The sequence below is a fragment of the Ruegeria sp. BC6 genome (assembly GCF_056539185.1).
In genome coordinates, this window is sequence record NZ_JBQFUM010000004.1 from 1 (window position 1) to 16,009 (window position 16,009).

General features: G+C 64.1%; 14 protein-coding genes and 1 pseudogene. 8 read left to right on the forward strand and 7 right to left on the reverse strand.

The window, feature by feature from the left end; all coding sequences use genetic code 11:
* A pseudogene (locus ACR0MM_RS12725) lies at positions 1–197 on the reverse strand (NAD(P)H-dependent oxidoreductase); the annotation flags it as partial.
* Between the two features lie 128 nt (positions 198–325).
* Here ACR0MM_RS12725 and ACR0MM_RS12730 point away from each other — a divergent pair.
* Entirely contained in the window at positions 326–691 is a 366-nt protein-coding gene (locus tag ACR0MM_RS12730) for a winged helix-turn-helix transcriptional regulator (RefSeq protein WP_170359492.1), read from the forward strand.
* A 4-nt stretch (positions 692–695) separates the two neighbouring features.
* Here the strand turns inward: ACR0MM_RS12730 and ACR0MM_RS12735 are convergent, their stop codons facing one another.
* Positions 696–1,709, reverse strand: a complete 1,014-nt coding sequence (locus ACR0MM_RS12735) for a LacI family DNA-binding transcriptional regulator (protein WP_170435748.1) — start codon at positions 1,707–1,709, stop codon at positions 696–698.
* Positions 1,710–1,955: 246 nt separating this feature from the next.
* Here ACR0MM_RS12735 and ACR0MM_RS12740 point away from each other — a divergent pair, with 246 nt between their 5' ends.
* From ACR0MM_RS12740 to ACR0MM_RS12765, 6 genes are all read left to right on the forward strand, one after another.
* Positions 1,956–3,224 carry an ABC transporter substrate-binding protein gene (locus ACR0MM_RS12740; RefSeq protein ID WP_480696520.1) on the forward strand — a complete coding sequence of 423 codons (1,269 nt, stop codon included), beginning with the start codon at positions 1,956–1,958 and terminating at the stop codon, positions 3,222–3,224.
* Between the two features lie 103 nt (positions 3,225–3,327).
* A complete protein-coding gene (locus ACR0MM_RS12745) occupies positions 3,328–4,173 on the forward strand; it encodes a carbohydrate ABC transporter permease (protein WP_005976918.1) in 846 nt (281 codons plus the stop codon).
* Entirely contained in the window at positions 4,170–5,009 is an 840-nt protein-coding gene (locus ACR0MM_RS12750) for a carbohydrate ABC transporter permease (protein ID WP_170341552.1), read from the forward strand. The genes ACR0MM_RS12745 and ACR0MM_RS12750 overlap by 4 nt, the downstream gene beginning before the upstream one ends.
* A gap of 21 nt (positions 5,010–5,030) precedes the next feature.
* Positions 5,031–6,071: an ABC transporter ATP-binding protein gene (locus tag ACR0MM_RS12755; RefSeq protein ID WP_170391516.1), complete on the forward strand. Its 1,041-nt coding sequence runs from the start codon at positions 5,031–5,033 to the stop codon at positions 6,069–6,071.
* 10 nt (positions 6,072–6,081) lie between these two features.
* Positions 6,082–7,359 (forward strand): amylo-alpha-1,6-glucosidase, encoded by a 1,278-nt coding sequence (locus tag ACR0MM_RS12760; protein WP_480696523.1) that lies wholly within the window; start codon positions 6,082–6,084, stop codon positions 7,357–7,359.
* 44 nt (positions 7,360–7,403) lie between these two features.
* Positions 7,404–7,826 (forward strand): GNAT family N-acetyltransferase, encoded by a 423-nt coding sequence (locus ACR0MM_RS12765; RefSeq protein WP_170529897.1) that lies wholly within the window; start codon positions 7,404–7,406, stop codon positions 7,824–7,826.
* A 17-nt stretch (positions 7,827–7,843) separates the two neighbouring features.
* Here the strand turns inward: ACR0MM_RS12765 and ACR0MM_RS12770 are convergent, their stop codons facing one another.
* Genes ACR0MM_RS12770 through ACR0MM_RS12785 form a run of 4 tightly spaced genes read right to left on the reverse strand, consistent with a single transcriptional unit; the run spans position 7,844 to position 12,004 of the window.
* Positions 7,844–8,827 carry a glycosyltransferase family 4 protein gene (locus tag ACR0MM_RS12770; RefSeq protein WP_480696525.1) on the reverse strand — a complete coding sequence of 328 codons (984 nt, stop codon included), beginning with the start codon at positions 8,825–8,827 and terminating at the stop codon, positions 7,844–7,846.
* Between the two features lie 14 nt (positions 8,828–8,841).
* The gene (locus tag ACR0MM_RS12775; RefSeq protein ID WP_480696527.1) at positions 8,842–9,828 is read right to left on the reverse strand and encodes a glycosyltransferase family 2 protein; all 987 of its coding nucleotides are present in this window, start codon (positions 9,826–9,828) and stop codon (positions 8,842–8,844) included.
* Between the two features lie 20 nt (positions 9,829–9,848).
* Positions 9,849–10,769 carry a glycosyltransferase family 2 protein gene (locus tag ACR0MM_RS12780; RefSeq protein WP_480696529.1) on the reverse strand — a complete coding sequence of 307 codons (921 nt, stop codon included), beginning with the start codon at positions 10,767–10,769 and terminating at the stop codon, positions 9,849–9,851.
* Entirely contained in the window at positions 10,766–12,004 is a 1,239-nt protein-coding gene (locus tag ACR0MM_RS12785; protein WP_480696531.1) for an oligosaccharide flippase family protein, read from the reverse strand. Before ACR0MM_RS12785 ends, ACR0MM_RS12780 begins: the two co-directional genes overlap by 4 nt.
* Positions 12,005–12,199: 195 nt before the next feature.
* On the opposite strand from ACR0MM_RS12785, the gene ACR0MM_RS12790 reads away from it, so the two are divergent.
* The gene (locus tag ACR0MM_RS12790; protein ID WP_480696533.1) at positions 12,200–13,429 is read left to right on the forward strand and encodes a polysaccharide biosynthesis/export family protein; all 1,230 of its coding nucleotides are present in this window, start codon (positions 12,200–12,202) and stop codon (positions 13,427–13,429) included.
* On the opposite strand, the gene ACR0MM_RS12795 is transcribed toward ACR0MM_RS12790, so the two are convergent.
* A complete protein-coding gene (locus ACR0MM_RS12795) occupies positions 13,419–15,989 on the reverse strand; it encodes a hybrid sensor histidine kinase/response regulator (protein ID WP_480696535.1) in 2,571 nt (856 codons plus the stop codon). The two genes, ACR0MM_RS12790 and ACR0MM_RS12795, sit on opposite strands and share 11 nt — an antisense overlap.
* Positions 15,990–16,009: the final 20 nt, after the last annotated feature.

Here is a 16,009-nt window from a genome sequence, read left to right on the forward strand (position 1 = left end):
TGCATGATGACCACATCCGCCCAGACATGGGCGTCGATCTCGGCATTGATGTCGTATCCTTCGGCAACCGTGGTCACGCGCACCTCGTGGCCCATGCCGGTCAGCGCGTCCTGCGCCCGTTGCACCAGCGACGCATTCAGGCGGCCAGGTGCGAATTCATAAGGCTGCGTACCGTTCACGATCAGGATCTTGCTCATGTCCATATCCTTGGTTTTGAAACTGCTTGCCCCTTGACTTCGGTCGGGGTGAAACCGAACTTGAGAACAGTAGTGATGAATTGCAACCAGTTTACTTTTTGTAACCTGTGACTGGACTGGAGAAGGTGATGCGTGCCCGTATCGAACAGGACGACCAAGGCAAGCGGCAAGCAGTGGATGCGTGCAGCGAACCATGCCCCATCGAGCGCGGCATGCGGATCATTGGTGGCAAGTGGACCGGGTCGATCCTGTGGCATCTCAAAGACGAGCCGGTACGATTCAATGACTTGGCCCGGATGATCGGTGGCGCCAGCAAAAAGATGATCGCCGAACGCTTGCGCCAATTGGAGCAACAGGGCCTGGTGCACCGCCAAGTGCTCGAAACCTCACCGGTTTCGGTGCAGTACTCCGTGACCGACCGTGGACGCACCGCGCTGGGTTTTCTGGACGAGCTGCGGAAGTGGAGTGAGACCTTGCCGGATACGCGCGCCTGACTCGTCAGCGGTCCTTCTGCAGCGGTCCCGTGGTTTCCCGTGCGATGAACCGGGCTGAAACTTCGGACACGACTACCGGCATGTCAGGGTCTTTTATCCTGTCCAGCAGAGTACGTGCGAGCTTGCGGCCCAACCGCTTTGGCGAAACCGCCATGGTACTGAGCGCGGGAATTGCGACCGAGGCATCCTCGGTATCGTCAAATCCAACAATCGAAACATCCCGCCCCGGCTGCAACCCAGCCCGCATCAGGCCGAAACACGCCCCCAAAGCGACCATGTCGCCATTGCAGACCACCGCCGTGACCTCAGGATGGGCGTCGTGCAATTTCAGCATCTCCTGCATACCCGCACGCTTGGTGTCAGGTGAGGGCCAGATGATCGGCGGCCCCAAAGACAAGTCCTGCAGCGTACGCTCATACCCGGCTATGCGCTGCTTTCGAACGGGGTTCATGCCGATGCCGCCGAAGAATGCGATGTGCCTGTGCCCCAGTTCCGCCAGGTGATTGGTCGCGGTCGCGGTCGCTTCGGCATTTCTGATGCCCACATGATCAAAATCAGGGCTGACATGGCGCAGAAAGGTCACCGTGGGCAAACCATGCGTGCGCAAGAGTTGAAGGGTTTCTGCCGTGGTCTCCAGCGCAGGCACCCACAGCAGGCCGCCGCGTCCGTTGCGAATGAAATCCCGCAATTGCTTGCCCTGCCGGTCCGCGTCGTCGCGCGTGTCCAGGATCGAAACCAAATACCCCTCGGCCTCCAGCAACTCGACCGCGCCGCTGACCACTTCGGCGTTGAACGGGTTTGCGAACTGGTTCAGAACGAACCCGATCTCCCGGTTCTCGCCTGATCGCATCGACGCCGCGCGCGAGTCCGTGACATAGTGCAAGGCCTCGGCTGCTTGCAGCACTTTCTTGCGGGTCTGCTCGGAAATCCGCCCGGTGCCGCGCATCACCTGGCTTACCGTCGGGATCGAGACTCCGGCGGCTTTGGCGACACTGGCGAGGGTGGGTTTGGCGGGCATTGCTCGGACTTCTGATATATCGTTGCATCATCAAAATGCCCAACTCACTGAGGCATTGCAACGAGCAATTCCCACAATTTTCTAAAGTTCGGGCCAGCCGATTGGAAAATATTCGTTGACGCTAGATATATCGTTATACCATGCTATTGACATCGCCTAGGGTGAGTCGTCGCACGACAAGCACAGAAAACCGACCTCACCGGGCAGAACGGGCAAAAGGCCCAATCGAAACTCTGGGAGGAGTCCATGTCAATTCAATCCAAGCTGGTCGGTGCCGCATCCGGCCTTGTTCTGGCCCTGGTCACAAACGTGGCGCAGGCCGAGGTTCTGTTCTGGTCGACACAGGCCAAGCCGGTCGAAGAGGCGCAGGCCATGCGCGAACAGGTTCTTTCAGGCTTCGAGGGTGGCGTGGATTACCAGCCCAATGACGGCGGCCCCTGGCTGACGCGTCTTCAAGCCGAATTGCAGGCCGGCTCGGGCACGATCGGCGTTCTGGGCGCGCTGCATGGTGATTTCTCGGCCATGAACCCCGATGACCTGGTCGACCTGGATGATCTGGGCATCGCCTCGGCCTCGGACACGTTCAACGAACTGGCGACGCTGGGAGCAGGCAGCCTGCAATACATTCCCTGGATGCAGGCCAGCTATATCATGGCGGCCAACAAAGAAGCGCTGCAGTACCTGCCCGAAGGCGCAGACATCAATGCATTGACCTATGACCAGCTGATCGAATGGGCCGCCAACGCCCATGAGGCAGCGGGCGAGCCGAAATTCGGCTTTCCGGCCGGGCCCAAGGGCCTGAAGCACCGCTTCTTCCAGGGCTATCTGTATCCGTCCTATACGAACGGCGTGGTGCGGACCTTTGCCAGCGACGATGCCGTGACCGCGTGGGAAAAATTCCGCGAGCTGTGGACGCATACCAACCCGGCCTCGACCAACTTCTCGTTCATGCAGGAACAGCTGTTGTCGGGCGACGCCTGGATCGTTTTCGACCACACCTCGCGTCTGGCGCAGGCCTTCAACGAGCGGCCTGATGACTTCGTGGCCTTCCCGGCCCCGGCGGGCCCGACCGGGCGCGGCTTCATGCCGGTTCTGGCTGGGGTTGCGATCCCCAAAACCGCACCGGACATGGAAGCGTCCAAAGCTCTGGTTGCCTACATGATGAAGCCGGAAACCCAGATCGCCACGCTGCGCGCGACGAACTTCTTCCCGGTCGTCGCGGTTGACCTGCCCGACGACCTGCCGCCAGCCGTAAAAGCCGCAGGCGACGCGGTCGCCAAGATGAGTGGCTCGGCCGATGCCAACCCCGGGCTGCTGCCCGCGGGACTGGGCGACAAGGGCGGTGACTTCAACCGCGTCTATACAGATGCGTTCGAGCGGATCGTACTGGGCGGTCAGGACATCCGTACCGTGCTGGACGATCAGAAAGGCGCGTTGCAGGCGATCATGCAGGAGACCGGCGCGCCCTGCTGGGCTCCGGATGCACCTTCGGACGGTCCGTGCCCCGTCGAATAAGGGTCTGACCCGATCCTGACACCGGGCTTGACGCAGGCCCGGTGTCCCCCCCGAACTCTTTGCCCGAAACCACCGGAACTTCCGCAAGGAAAGGAGCGATCTGATGAACGCTCGAGTGTTGCCCTATGTGCTGATCCTGCCTGTGACGGCGTTTCTGTGCCTGTTCTTTCTGTATCCTTTCGTCCTGGTCGCCAAACAGGCCTTCAGTACCGGCGACGGATTCACGCTGGACAATTTCCGGCAGGTGGTAGGGTACTGGAAATTCCCGATCTCGCTGCAGAATACGCTGCTGCTGGCGGCGGCGGTGGTTCCGGTGCAACTGGCGCTGGCGCTGCTGATGGCCACGATGGTCAACAAGATGCAGCGAGGGCGCGACCTGGTGCTGTATGTCTGGACCATCCCACTGGGTATCTCGGATCTGGCCGCGGGCATCATCTGGCTGGCGATCTTCGAACAGTCGGGCTTCCTGAACTCCATGCTTTCTGGGCTGGGCGTAGTGGACCGGCCGGTGAATTTCCTCAGCTATCAGCACCCCGGCGTGGTGTTCCTGGCCATCGCCCTGGCCGAGATCTGGCGCGCCACGGCGATCATGCTGGTGATCCTGGTCGCCGGGATCGGCCTGATCCCCAAGGAATATTACGAGGCGGCCGAGGTCTTTGGCGCCTCGCCCTGGAAACGCTTCACCCGCATCACGCTGCCGCTGCTGCGCCCGTCGCTGCAGACGGCACTGGTGCTGCGCGTGATCCTGGCCTTCGAGGTCTTCGCCGTGGTGCTGGCCCTGGGCGGCACCCTTTTCCCCGTCCTCATGAGCGAAACCTACGCCTATCAGTTCGACCTGCTTGACAGCGGCGCAGCGGCGGCGATGGCGCTGATCATCCTCGCCATCTCGATCGGGTTCACCCTGATCATCCTGCGCGCCCTGCGTGTCCCGAAAGGAGCCACGATATGACGACCGTCACGACCGATGTCGCCGCGCCCGATACGCGTCGGGCCGGACGCTATGTCTACATCGCCGCGGTGGTGCTACTGTGCGCCTGGGTGCTGGTGCCGCTGTATTTCCTGCTGATCAACACGCTGTCTTCGCCGGAAACGGTGAACAGCTTTCCCAAGCCCTTCATCCCCGAATTCGACCTGGGGAGCCTGGGGTTCTTTGCGGGCTTCGCGGGCATCCTGACCGCGCTCAAGAACTCGATCCTGGTGGCGGGTCTGACGATGATCATGTCGATCCTGATCGGCGCGCCGGCAGGCTATGCCCTGTCGCGGTTCGACTTTCGCGGGAAAGAGGCGTTCCGCCTGCTGATCCTGCTGACCCGCGCCTTTCCGCTGCCGCTGCTGGCACTGCCCTTGGCGGTGATGTTCATCCAGACCGGGCTGGATGACACGGTATTCGGCCTGTCGCTGGTGCACACCACGCTGGCCATCCCGTTTGCGGTGCTGATCACGTTCTCGCTGTTTTCCGGCATCCCGCTGGAACTGGAAGAGGCCGCCTGGACGCTGGGCTGCACCCGGCTGACCGCCTTCACCAAGGTGGTGCTGCCACTGATCCTGCCGGGGATCACGGCCTCGGCCATCTTCGCCTTCGTGATCTCGTGGAACGAGGTGTTCGCCGCCGCCGTCCTGACGATCGAGAACCGGACCCTGACGGCCTTTTTGCTGCAGAACCTCGACACCTCGCCGCTGCATCTGAAATTCGCGGGCGGTTTCATCCTTGTCGTTCCGGCACTGATCTTCATCTTCGCCGTGCGCAAATACCTGTTCGCCATGTGGGGCATCGCCAACCGCTGACGGCCCCAAGGAGTTGGAATAATGGCAGAAATTCAAATCAAGAATGTCGCGAAACGCTTTGGCAGCTATCAGGCGCTGCACGACATCAACCTGACCATCCAGGACCAGGAATTCATGGTTCTGCTAGGGGCCTCGGGCTGCGGCAAGACCACGCTGCTGCGGATCATCGCCGGGCTGGAGACCGCGACCGAGGGCGAGGTCTGGATCGGCGGGCGCCGAGTGGACCACCTGCCGCCCAAGGATCGGGGCATCGCCATGGTGTTCCAGAACTATGCCGTGTTCCCGCATCTGACCGTGTTCGAGAACATCGGGTTCGGCCTGCGGATGCAGAAACTGCCCAATGACGAGGTCAAGCGCCGGGTCGAGCGCACGGCGGGTCTGATGCATATCGACCAGCTGCTGGGGCGCTATTCGGGCGAGCTGTCCGGCGGTCAGCGCCAGCGCGTCGCCGTGGCCCGCGCCCTGGCGATGGAGCCCGACGTGATCCTGATGGACGAGCCCCTGTCGAACCTGGACGCGCTGCTGCGGATGGAGATGCGGGCCGAGCTCAAAGGCGTTCTGGCCGAAAGCAACACCACCGCCATCTATGTCACCCACGACCAGGTCGAAGCCATGAGCATGGCCGACCGGATCAGCGTGATGCATCAGGGCAAGATCGTTCAGGCGGCCTCGCCGATCGAGGTCTACCGCAACCCGGCGGCCGAGTTCGTGGCCGGATTCATCGGCAATCCGCCGATGAACTTCCTGCCCGCCACCCCGTCCGGAGACGGCAAATGGACCGTCGCGGGCCAGATCCTCGACGGGCCGTCCCGAACCACGCCGCTGCATTTCGCCATCCGCCCCGAGGATCTGCGCCCGGCCGACACGGGCCTGGCCGCCACGGTCAAGGTGGTCGAACCGTTGGGCGCGCACCTTCTGGTCACCTGCAGCGTGGATGGCGCCTTGTTCCGCGCGGTTCTGGACAGCGATCTGACCGTCCGCCGCGGCGACACCCTGACCCTGGCCCCGCAGCCCGACCGGGTGCGCTGGTTCGACCCCGAAACAACCCTGGCCGTGGCCTGAGGAGCGCGCAATGAAACAGGATCTGATCGAACAGGCCCGCGCCGTTCTGGCCCGAAATGACCGGGGCGACTACACGGTGCCCACCCACGGCCTCTATCCGTTCCAGTGGAACTGGGACAGCGCGCTCAGCGCCCTTGGGTTCTCGCATTTCGACGAGGCCCGCGCCTGGCGCGAGATCGAGACCTTGTTCCGGCATCAGTGGGATGATGGCATGGTGCCGCATATCATCTTCCACGAGATGAATGACGGCTATTTCCCAGGGCCGGATGTCTGGGCCACGGGCCGCGCGGTTCCCACCTCGGGCATCACGCAGCCGGCGGTGGCCGGGTTCGCCGTGCGGCGGATCCATGCGCGGGCCAAAAACCGGGCGCTGGCCGATGCGCAGGCCCGCGCCCTGCTGCCCAAGATCCACGCCTGGCACCAATGGTTCTATACCAACCGCGACCCGCAGGGCACCGGTCTGGTCGCCATCATCCACCCGTGGGAATCGGGGCGCGACAACTCGGTCGATTGGGACGCAGCGCTGGCCCGGGTCCCGACCGAGGGCGTGGCCCCGTTCCAGCGTCGCGACGTGGCCCATGCCAACCCGGCGCACAGGCCGACCGATGAAGAATACCGCCGCTATATCTGGCTGGTGCAACATTTCCGCGGCCTTGGCTGGGACAATTCCAAGCTACATGACGCCTCGCCGTTCCGGGTCGTGGACCCGGGATTCAACGCGATCCTGATCCGCTCGTGCCTTGACCTTGCTGCGCTGGCCGACGACTTGGGCGAGGCCGAGATCGCCAGCGCTTCGCGCGCCTTTGCGCAGGCGGGCATCGCGGCGATGGACGCCCTGTGGAGCGAGACCCGCGGGCAATATCTGTGCTTTGATCGGGCCACCGGGGCGCTGATCGACAGCCCCTCGATCGGCGGCTTGTTGGCGGCGTTCTGTCCCATCCCCGAGCACCGCGCGCAGGCCATCGCCCAGCGGTTGGACGCCATCGGAGCCGCAGTCCCGTATCTGGTGCCCAGCCACGACCCGGCGGCCCCTGAATTCGACGGACTAAGGTACTGGCGCGGGCCGGTCTGGCTGATCGTGAACTACATGATCGCCGATGGTCTGAAACGCGCGGGCCAGACCCGGATCGTGCAGCGGATCGTCGACGACAGCCTGCGCCTGATCGAGCAAAGCGGCTTTGCCGAGTATTACGATCCAGTCACTGCCGAACCCTGCGGCGGCAGCAGCTTTACCTGGACGGCCGCGATGGTGATCGAGATCCTGAACGCGGAAACCACCCCGGCATGAACGGCGCTGCACCGGTCCCCGCCCAATGGATACCGGACTGACCGATGGCGGGACCGTCCATTGTTTCCGCCCCCGGGCAAGCGGACTGGGTCGAGCAAGCCCTTCTTGCGGAATTGCGGGCCACTGCGCCCCAAGGGGTCAATGACAGCATCACGCTGATTGCGCAGGACGGCGAGGGCCGGGTTGGCGGCCTGCATGGCGCCACCTCCTATGGGTGGCTGCTGATCAAGACCTTGTGGATCGACCCGGCCCATCGACGCCGCGGTTTGGGTCGGCAGTTGCTGGACCACGCCTTTGACGAGGCGCGCCGACGCGGGTGTCATTCTGCGTGGCTGGACACATCCAACCCGGCCGCCACACGGTTCTATCAGGCTTCGGGCTTCGAGCCCTTTGGTCGCCTGGCCAACACGCACACGCAAAACCCGCCCGGACATTGCCGCTGGTTCTTGTGGCGCCCTTTGCCGTAGCCGTGGCCACGCCGCCCTCACAACCGTTTGGCCGGGTCGAACACCTGCTGCCACCGCTGTGCATAGCGGGATCTGTCAGCCTTGGGCGCCAGGACGGGAACCACCGGAGGCGTACCCGCCAGAATCGCCTCGATCGATTTGCGCCACGCCTTGGGATCGGACCCGCACGGGATCACGCCGCTTGCCCCGATCCGGTCACGCAGACCGTCGACCATGCTGACGATGACCGGACGCCGCGCCGCGCGCGCCTCATCCGCGACCAGCCCGTAGGCCTCCCATCGCGAGGGCATCGCCACCACGTCCACGACCCGATAGGCTTCGGCCGGGTCGTCGGCGTGGCCCCGAAACTCGATCCGTCGGTCGCCTGCGGCCAAGGCTGCAAGGCGGTCGCGCTGGCTGCCTTCGCCAAAGATCACAAGCCGTGCATCGGGGTTGGGGCACATGCGAAATCCTTCGATCAGCAGATCGAAGCCTTTCTGCGGCTCGAGCCGTCCGATCGCACCGATGACCCGGGCCGCCTCGACCGGCCCGGCTGCGCGCGCAACTGCGCTCAGGTCAACCTGCGGCGAGATCACGCTCAGTTTGGATGCCGGGGCCAACCGACGTTCGGCCATCCAGCCGGCCTGCGCCTTGCTGACGGCGATGACCTGATCGAACAACGAATAGGTCACGCGCAGCATCGCAAAGAACCGCCGCTTGTGCGGCACGTTCAAGGCGGTGAAAGACCGGGTATAGCTGTGTTCGACATGCACCAGCCGCGTGGTGGGATGCATTGCCCGCAAGGCCGAGAAGGCCGGCAGGCAACGCCAGCCGGGGGCGATGTGGCACACGATGACATCGGCGTCGAAACTGCCCCAGCTGAAGGCGGTCCGCTTGACCGGGCGAACCTTCTGGTGGACTTCGTCGGCCAGTTCGGGCAGCTGCGCAAGATGGTCGAGCATACGCATGACCCCACCGGCCGTGGTGTCATCAACAAGGTGAAGAACGGTGATCTTGGACATTTGGAAACCTCGGTTCAGATGGAAGTCTGGCGGCGCATGAGGCGACCGGCTTGAACAACAGGCGCTGGCCCGACCGCGCGCAGGGCTGCGGCCGCGATGATGGTGGTCAACGTTTTGGCGGGTTCTTCGATCAGGGGCCGGGCGCTGGTTGAAACCGACCGCTGCGCAAGCTCCCAAGCCTTGTGCGCATCCAGATTGCTGACCGCGCGGCGCGCAAGATAACGCAGCTGGTAGGCACGCGCCGCCGCCTCGTGCCGGGCAAAAAATTCGGGGTTCAGCGGACGCAGCTTGTCGGCCATCCTCTCCCACGCTTGCAACTGCCGGTCCAAGGCCGCCGACAGGCCGGTCGCATGGATCCGGTAGCGGGTCAGTAACCCCGGCACGCCTGCGATCTGCCAATCCGTCGTCAACATCAGCCGCAGCCAGCATTCGATGTCCTCGGACTGGCGAAAGGTTTCGTCGAAGACCCAGTCGCGCTTGGTCTCGAACGCCGGACGGTAGGCCAGATCCAGCAAGGCCGATTTGCGCATCACCGCTGCCGATCCATTGCCGATCGGGTTGCGTTTCAGGACATGTGCCGCCGTCACGTCCCGCAGGCGTGGCGACTGGCGGACGCGCATCAGCCGACCACCCTCGTCAATCATGGCACTGCCGGAATAGCTGATCGCAACGTCGGGTTCGGCCTGCAGGTGGCGTACATGGGTGGCCAGCTTTTCGGGCAGCCACAAATCGTCGGCGTCGCAAAAGCCGACGAAATCTCCCCGCGCGGCCGCGATGCCGGTATTGCGCGCCCCAGCGAGGCCGCGGTTTTCCTGCCGGATCACCCGCACTTTTGGGTCGGTCGCATGGGCGCAGGCAATGGCGGGGGTTTCGTCCTGCGAGCCGTCATCCACGATGATGATTTCGAAATCATCATGGGTCTGCGACAGAAGCGAGGCCAGAGTCTCCGCCAGGGTCGCGGCGGTGTTGTAGGCGGGAACGATGATGGATGCCTGGGGCATTTTGGGTCTCCTGGTTGGGATCAGCGGGCAAACAGCGCTTGACGGATCGGGCGGGGCAGGGCGGGGGCCAGTGCCGCGCCAAGTGCAGTGGGTACACCGCGGCGGATTGGGTTGAGAAAGCTGCGCGCGCTCAGCGCCAGTCCGGCGCGGGCATAGGCGCGGGCCATCGACGGTTCCGCGCCCAGACGCAGCGCGCGCCGGGCCAGGTACCGCAAATAGATCGCCTCGGACGCGGGCGACGGCGCAACGCCGTAGCGGGCCGCCGTTGCAACCGCCCGAGCGCGCCCGGCCCGCATCGCCTCGAGGTCCGAAGACAGACCGCTGCCGCTGGTCCGGTACCAGACCTGCAGGCGGTCAACCCCGATGATCACGTGGCCTTCGCCCGCCAAGCGGATCAGCAGCTCGAGATCTTCGTTGTGGACCGCAGCCGGGTTCAGCCCGCCGACAGCAGCGAACACCTGGCGGCGCACTGCAAGGTTCGACATCGTGCACACCGCGTTTTCCGCCAGCAGGTCAGGAATGGTCAGGGGATCGGTGGGAACCGTTGAGCGCGTCGGACAATCGCCGGGGGTTTCGGAAAAGAAACCGATCTGGCCAAAGGCCGCATCAATGCTGGTATCTGCAAACAACCGGTCCAGTTGGGCCAGCTTGTCGGTGACCCACAGGTCATCCGCGTCGCAGAACGCGAGGATGTCGCCGGTGGCCACAGTTGCACCATGGTTGCGCGCAGAGCTGGGGCCGCGATTGGGGTTGGCCTCAACCCGCACCCGGGCGTCGCGCGCGCAAAATTGCCGGACAACTTCGGTCGTCTGGCGCGAGGGCTTGTCGCCCACGCAGATGAGTTCGAAATCCGCAAAGCTCTGCCCCAGCAGGCTATTCAGGGTGGCGGCAATGGTTGCCACGTCATTGTGGAAGGGAACGATGATGGAAAACCGGGTCATTGGGCGCGGGCCTCCTGAGTGATTGCAGAACCCCGCGGCAGCAGCGCCCAGGATGCGGCCAGCATGATGGCGCTGCAGGTGCAGACATACCCGACGGCGACGGGCATCAGGCCCAGCGACGCCATCAGGGTCGTGTTGGCGATCAGGCCCACGGCCAGAACCGTGCTGACCCGCAATTCCGTGACGGGGCGGTTTTCCGACCGCAGCCACCCGGCGACCGCCGACCAGATCACCGTCGGCAGGGCTGCAAGGCACAGAACCGATACCGCCGGGGCGATCTCGACCCAGCCCTGTCCCAGCAACAGCGGCACATAGACCGGGGCCAAAGCCGCCTGAAGCAGAACCAGCGGCGTCAGGATCAGCAGCGACAGGCCCAGCCCGTGGCGCAGCGCCCCGTGCTTGTCCTTGGCCGCGCACAGATGCGGGAACAGAACGACCGAGAAGGCTTGCGTGAACGAAGTGGCCAGCCCAAGCCCCGCATTGAAAGCCATGAAATAAATGCCAAGCGCCTCGGCGCCCATCATGGCCCCCACCACCAGCTTGTCTGCCTGCAGGCGCAGAACCTTGACCAGCTCGACGCCCAGAACGGCCCAGCCGTAGACCACGAAAGGTTTCAAGGCTGCAAACCCGGCCTGACGATCAGGCGACCACCGACGCAGGCGGCGCATCAGCACCAGCCAGACAGGTGCAGTCAGCAGGCGCGGAAGGACCAGCGCCAGGGGCGAAGCCCAGACCACCGCCAGCAGCGCCGTCAGGGCGTTGGCCCCCACGACTTGCCCGCCGGCGATCGCGGCGGTCTGCTGCAGCTTGCCCTCGCGCATTGCCAGTGCGGCCTGAACCAGGCCCGCCGGCATGAACAGGTATTCCCCGGCCAGCACCGCCAGCAGCATCGCCAGCATGGTGTGGCCCATGATGAACAGCGCCGCCGCGACCGCCAGTTGCAGCAGGCACAGCCCCGAGCACCAGACCCAGAAGATGCGGTGCGCCGTGTTGCACCGCTGTGCCAACTCCTCGGGCGGGGCCTGAATGATACGCTGGTTCACCCCGTTCTCGGTCAGCGCCTTGAGGATGTCGCCCGCCGCCAGAGCCGCTGCGGCCAGACCGATCGCTTCGGGGCTGAGGGTGCGGGCAACAGCCACCACGACGACCAGGCGCGAGGCCTTGGCCGCCACTTCGGACGCGGTGTAGGCCAACAGGTGCCGCAGAAAACCGGATTGTGCAAAGCTGTGCGTCATGACGCCTTAGTCCCGAAAAACAGTTGTTGGTTCTGTTGTACGGGTGGCCAAGGCCTGTGTCCCGGACGCGGTCGGACGGGGCAGGGGACCGTTCGGAGAGGGACCTATCCGAATGGGACAAACCGCCATCCCGATGCCGGACTGACGCAGGGCGCGCGGCGCGGTTTATCTTCTGTGACAGATCAGGAGATGAAAATGACCATGAATTTCAAGACCTTCCTTATTACGGCCGTCAGCGCCTCGACCCTGCTGGGGTGCAGCAGCATGCAGACTCCGCGCAACATCGAAGCCGTATCGCGCGGCGAAAGCTATCAGGCGCAATATCGCGAACCCGGACGTCGGCGGGGCGATACGCAATTGCTGCAGGCCGCGGCGATGAACGGCCAGAGCTGCATGCCGCAGGCCGGCGATCAGGGCGCGAATGCCTATGCGAAATGGTCGCAACCGGCACTCAGCCCCTTGCTGGGCGAGAAACTGTCACGCAACGACATGGTCCAGATCACCATCGAAGGGGACGACCTGCTGAGCGACGCTTATGTCGTTTCGCGTGACGGAGACCTCAAGCTACCCTACCTGCCGCCCGTGCGCTCCCAGGGCCGCACCACCGAGCAGGTCGAACAAGAGGTGGCCCGCGTTCTGGTTGCGGCCCAGTTCTATGACGCCGAACCCCGCGTGACCGTGCGGGTCAGCGATTTCGCCTCGGTGACAGTGGGTGTGCGCGGCGCGGTGTTCGAGCCGCACTCGGTCGAGATCGGCGGTGTTCCGGGCGATTCCCTGGACCGTCGGCGCCAGGGCGCGCTGGGGGCCTCGACCGAGGGGCGCAACCTGTCGGTGGCACTGCGGGCCGCGGGCGGGGTGCGGCCGGATGCCGACCTGTCAGCCGTCGAGCTGCACCGTCAAGGGCGCATCTATCGCATGGATCTGCGTGGTGTGTTCGAAGGATCGGACCCGACCGACATCATGCTGTTGACCGGCGACCAGATCGTGGTCAACAGCCGCGGGTGCTTTCAGGACGCGCTGATGCGCCCCAGCCCGATCAGCCCGCCTGGCGTGACACTGTTTATGTCGAACCTGACCCAACCCGCTGCGGGCAATGCAGAATCCGCCATCGGACGCGACGTGCGTGAAGTGCCCTATGGCACCCGTTTCCTGCAGGCCGTGGTTGACAGCAACTGCGTCGGCGGGTCGAAAACCACGAACGCCAACCGCAGTGCTGTACTGTTCACGCGCAACCCCGTAACCGGGTCCTCGGTCGTCATCGAGCGCAATATCGAAAAGCTGCTGCGGCGCGGAGATCGCGACGACTTCGATCCCTATGTTCTGCCGGGTGATGCCGTGGCCTGTTACGACAGCAAGGTCACCGGAGTGACCGAAATCGCCCGGTCGCTGGGCATCGTCGGGGCCGCCGCGCTGCTCATTCCTTGATCGCGCTGGGGGCGGGCAGGGCAGCCTTTGCCCGCTCCCAAACCTCGGGCAGACCGGTCAACAGGTCGGCGACCTGCTGATGGTCTGCGGACTTTGCGGCCATCTCGATCGCAATCAGCGCATCACGGAACCCCATCGCACCAAAGGTCGCCGCACTTCCCGCTAGCCTGTGACACTCCTGCGCGACCTGGTCCAGATCGGCTTCAACCCCGTCCAGTCCGGCAAGCTGAGCGACGACGGCATCCCCTTCGGACAGGTACTTGCCAAGCAACCGGTCAAAGACGTCGGCGCCGAGGCTGGCGCGCAGATCTCCGATATGATCCGTTTCGTCCTCGGACCGGGTCGAAGCTCCGGGGTTGGTGACCACCGACAAGGCCTTGCGCAAGGCATCCAGGGCAATCGGCTTGCCGACAAAGGCCGTCATACCGGCGGCGCGGAACGCGTCGACCGCATCAGGCAGCACGTTGGCCGAAACGGCAATGATCGGTATCTCCGCCGAAGGCCCGCCCCCGCTGCGGATGTGGCGCGTGGCCGTCGGGCCGTCCATGACCGGCATGCTGATATCCATCAGGATCACGTCGAACCGATGCGCTGCCGCTGCGTCCACGCCGAGTTGGCCGTTCTCGGCAACCGTCACCCGGTGACCGTCCAGTTTCAGCATGTTGCAGATCACTTCGCGGTTGATCTCGTTGTCTTCAACCACCAGCACGTCCAACGGCTGGGCGTGCTGAACCTTTGGCTGGTCACTGTCTACGTTGGCGTCCAATTCCGCGTCCTGCAGCGGCAGACGAACCCAGAACACGCTGCCCGCGCCGGGCGTGCTTTCAACGCCGATCTCGCCGCCCATGGCCTCAGCAAACCGACGTGCGATGCCCAGGCCCAGACCGGTACCGCCGGTGGCCCGACCGATGCTTGGATCGCTGGTGTGAAAATCATCAAAGATGACGTCGACCTCATCCGGGCTGATACCGATGCCCGTGTCGATGATGCGGAATTCAAAGATGTTGACGCCTGCAGCGGGGCAAGGCTCGGTTACTTCGACCTCGATCGAGATCCGACCGTTTTCGGTGAACTTGATGGCATTGCCCACAAGGTTCAGAAGAATCTGCCGCAATCTTTGAGCATCGGCGGCGACGCAGGGGCGCGCATCGCCCACCCATTGCCAAGAGATGGAATTCCCCCGCGAGGCAGCGTTGCCGCTTTGACCGTCCACAATCTCTTGCAGGATATCGTTCAGGTTCGAGGGCTGCAACGCCACCGACAGTTTCCCGGCCTCGAACCGGGCGATGTCCAGAACGGTGTCGACGTGGCTCAGGAGGATCTGGCCCGAGATTTCCATGTTCTCGACAAACCGTGCCTGTTCCCGGGTCGTGCGGGTGTTTTTCAACAGCGTGAGGTTGCCCAGCAGCCCGTTCAGCGGCGTGCGGATCTCGTGGCTCATCACGGTCAGGAAATCGGCCTTGGCCTTTTCGCCGGCAAGGGCCTGGTCGCGGGCATGGATCAGTTCCTGCTGCGCCGCCGCCTGCTGCGAGATGTCGCGGACAAAGCCGATGACGATTTCCTGATCGCCCGCCCGGGCCGACTGCAGCGCCAGTTCGACCGGGAACTGCTCGCCATCCGCGCGCATCGCCTCCAACTGGACACGGCCTTTGCCGACGACATGACGTTCTCCACCAGACTGCATGCGCACCATGCCGGCGCGATGTGCCTCACGCAGATGCGGCGGCACGATCAGGTCACCGATCGAGCGCCCCCGAGCCTGATCCGCCGCATAGCCGAATATTGCCTCGGCGGCTGGGTTGAACTCGATCACGTCGCCCTTGGCATCGACCACGATCACCCCGTCCAACGAGGTGGAGAGGATCGTGTTCATCCGTTCATTCGCCTGCCGCAGGGCCCGGCCGCGGCGCGTGGCGCGCCGGTTGACCACCAGAAGATAGGCGCTGACGGCGCCCAGGGTCAGAAGCAAGGCCCCCGACAGAATCGCCAATCGCAGCAGGTTTGCCGCGGTCTGGGTGCGCTGCTGGTCTGACTCGGTGGCAAAATACGAGATGCCGGAAACGGCCAACGTGCGGACATGCGGACCGATCTCAAGGGCCGCGCGTTTCAGATCGTCCAGTTGTTCGGACAGCTCGGCATCCGGCGCGTCGATCAAGGGGATTGCGGCGTTCAGGTGCCGGGTCACCCGCTCCAACGGCAGGCGGAACCGGTCATCCTGGCGCAACGGCTGGAACACACGGGATTGGGCCAGCGTATCGACACGGCTGTAAAACAGATCGAACCGCCGGCGCACCAGATCCAACGTGCCATTTTGCGCGTCCTGCGCCGCCGACGCGGTTTCCAGAGCGTTCAGGTAGGACAGATAGTCGACCTCGACCTGCGACAGCGTCCATTGGACATTGTCCGAAGGCGCCGCTCGCCGGTCGTTGAAATCGGTAAACACCTGCGCCGACAACCACGCCACCGCGACCAGACCCAACAAAACGCCGAAGCCGATGAGCCCGAAGACCCATCGGCGGCGCAAAACCTGCGTATCGGTATCGCCCAATCCGAGCCTCATCGATTGTTCACTGCGCTTTA

Excerpts from the sequence above, each read along its gene's own strand:
- ACR0MM_RS12730 (WP_170359492.1), top strand. The coding sequence starts at position 326 with ATGCGTGCCCGTATCGAACAGGACGACCAAGGCAAGCGGCAAGCAGTG.
- ACR0MM_RS12735 (WP_170435748.1), bottom strand. The coding sequence starts at position 1,709 with ATGCCCGCCAAACCCACCCTCGCCAGTGTCGCCAAAGCCGCCGGAGTC.
- ACR0MM_RS12740 (WP_480696520.1), top strand. The coding sequence starts at position 1,956 with ATGTCAATTCAATCCAAGCTGGTCGGTGCCGCATCCGGCCTTGTTCTG.
- ACR0MM_RS12745 (WP_005976918.1), top strand. The coding sequence starts at position 3,328 with ATGAACGCTCGAGTGTTGCCCTATGTGCTGATCCTGCCTGTGACGGCG.
- ACR0MM_RS12750 (WP_170341552.1), top strand. The coding sequence starts at position 4,170 with ATGACGACCGTCACGACCGATGTCGCCGCGCCCGATACGCGTCGGGCC.
- ACR0MM_RS12755 (WP_170391516.1), top strand. The coding sequence starts at position 5,031 with ATGGCAGAAATTCAAATCAAGAATGTCGCGAAACGCTTTGGCAGCTAT.
- ACR0MM_RS12760 (WP_480696523.1), top strand. The coding sequence starts at position 6,082 with ATGAAACAGGATCTGATCGAACAGGCCCGCGCCGTTCTGGCCCGAAAT.
- ACR0MM_RS12765 (WP_170529897.1), top strand. The coding sequence starts at position 7,404 with ATGGCGGGACCGTCCATTGTTTCCGCCCCCGGGCAAGCGGACTGGGTC.
- ACR0MM_RS12770 (WP_480696525.1), bottom strand. The coding sequence starts at position 8,827 with ATGTCCAAGATCACCGTTCTTCACCTTGTTGATGACACCACGGCCGGT.
- ACR0MM_RS12775 (WP_480696527.1), bottom strand. The coding sequence starts at position 9,828 with ATGCCCCAGGCATCCATCATCGTTCCCGCCTACAACACCGCCGCGACC.
- ACR0MM_RS12780 (WP_480696529.1), bottom strand. The coding sequence starts at position 10,769 with ATGACCCGGTTTTCCATCATCGTTCCCTTCCACAATGACGTGGCAACC.
- ACR0MM_RS12785 (WP_480696531.1), bottom strand. The coding sequence starts at position 12,004 with ATGACGCACAGCTTTGCACAATCCGGTTTTCTGCGGCACCTGTTGGCC.
- ACR0MM_RS12790 (WP_480696533.1), top strand. The coding sequence starts at position 12,200 with ATGACCATGAATTTCAAGACCTTCCTTATTACGGCCGTCAGCGCCTCG.
- ACR0MM_RS12795 (WP_480696535.1), bottom strand. The coding sequence starts at position 15,989 with ATGAGGCTCGGATTGGGCGATACCGATACGCAGGTTTTGCGCCGCCGA.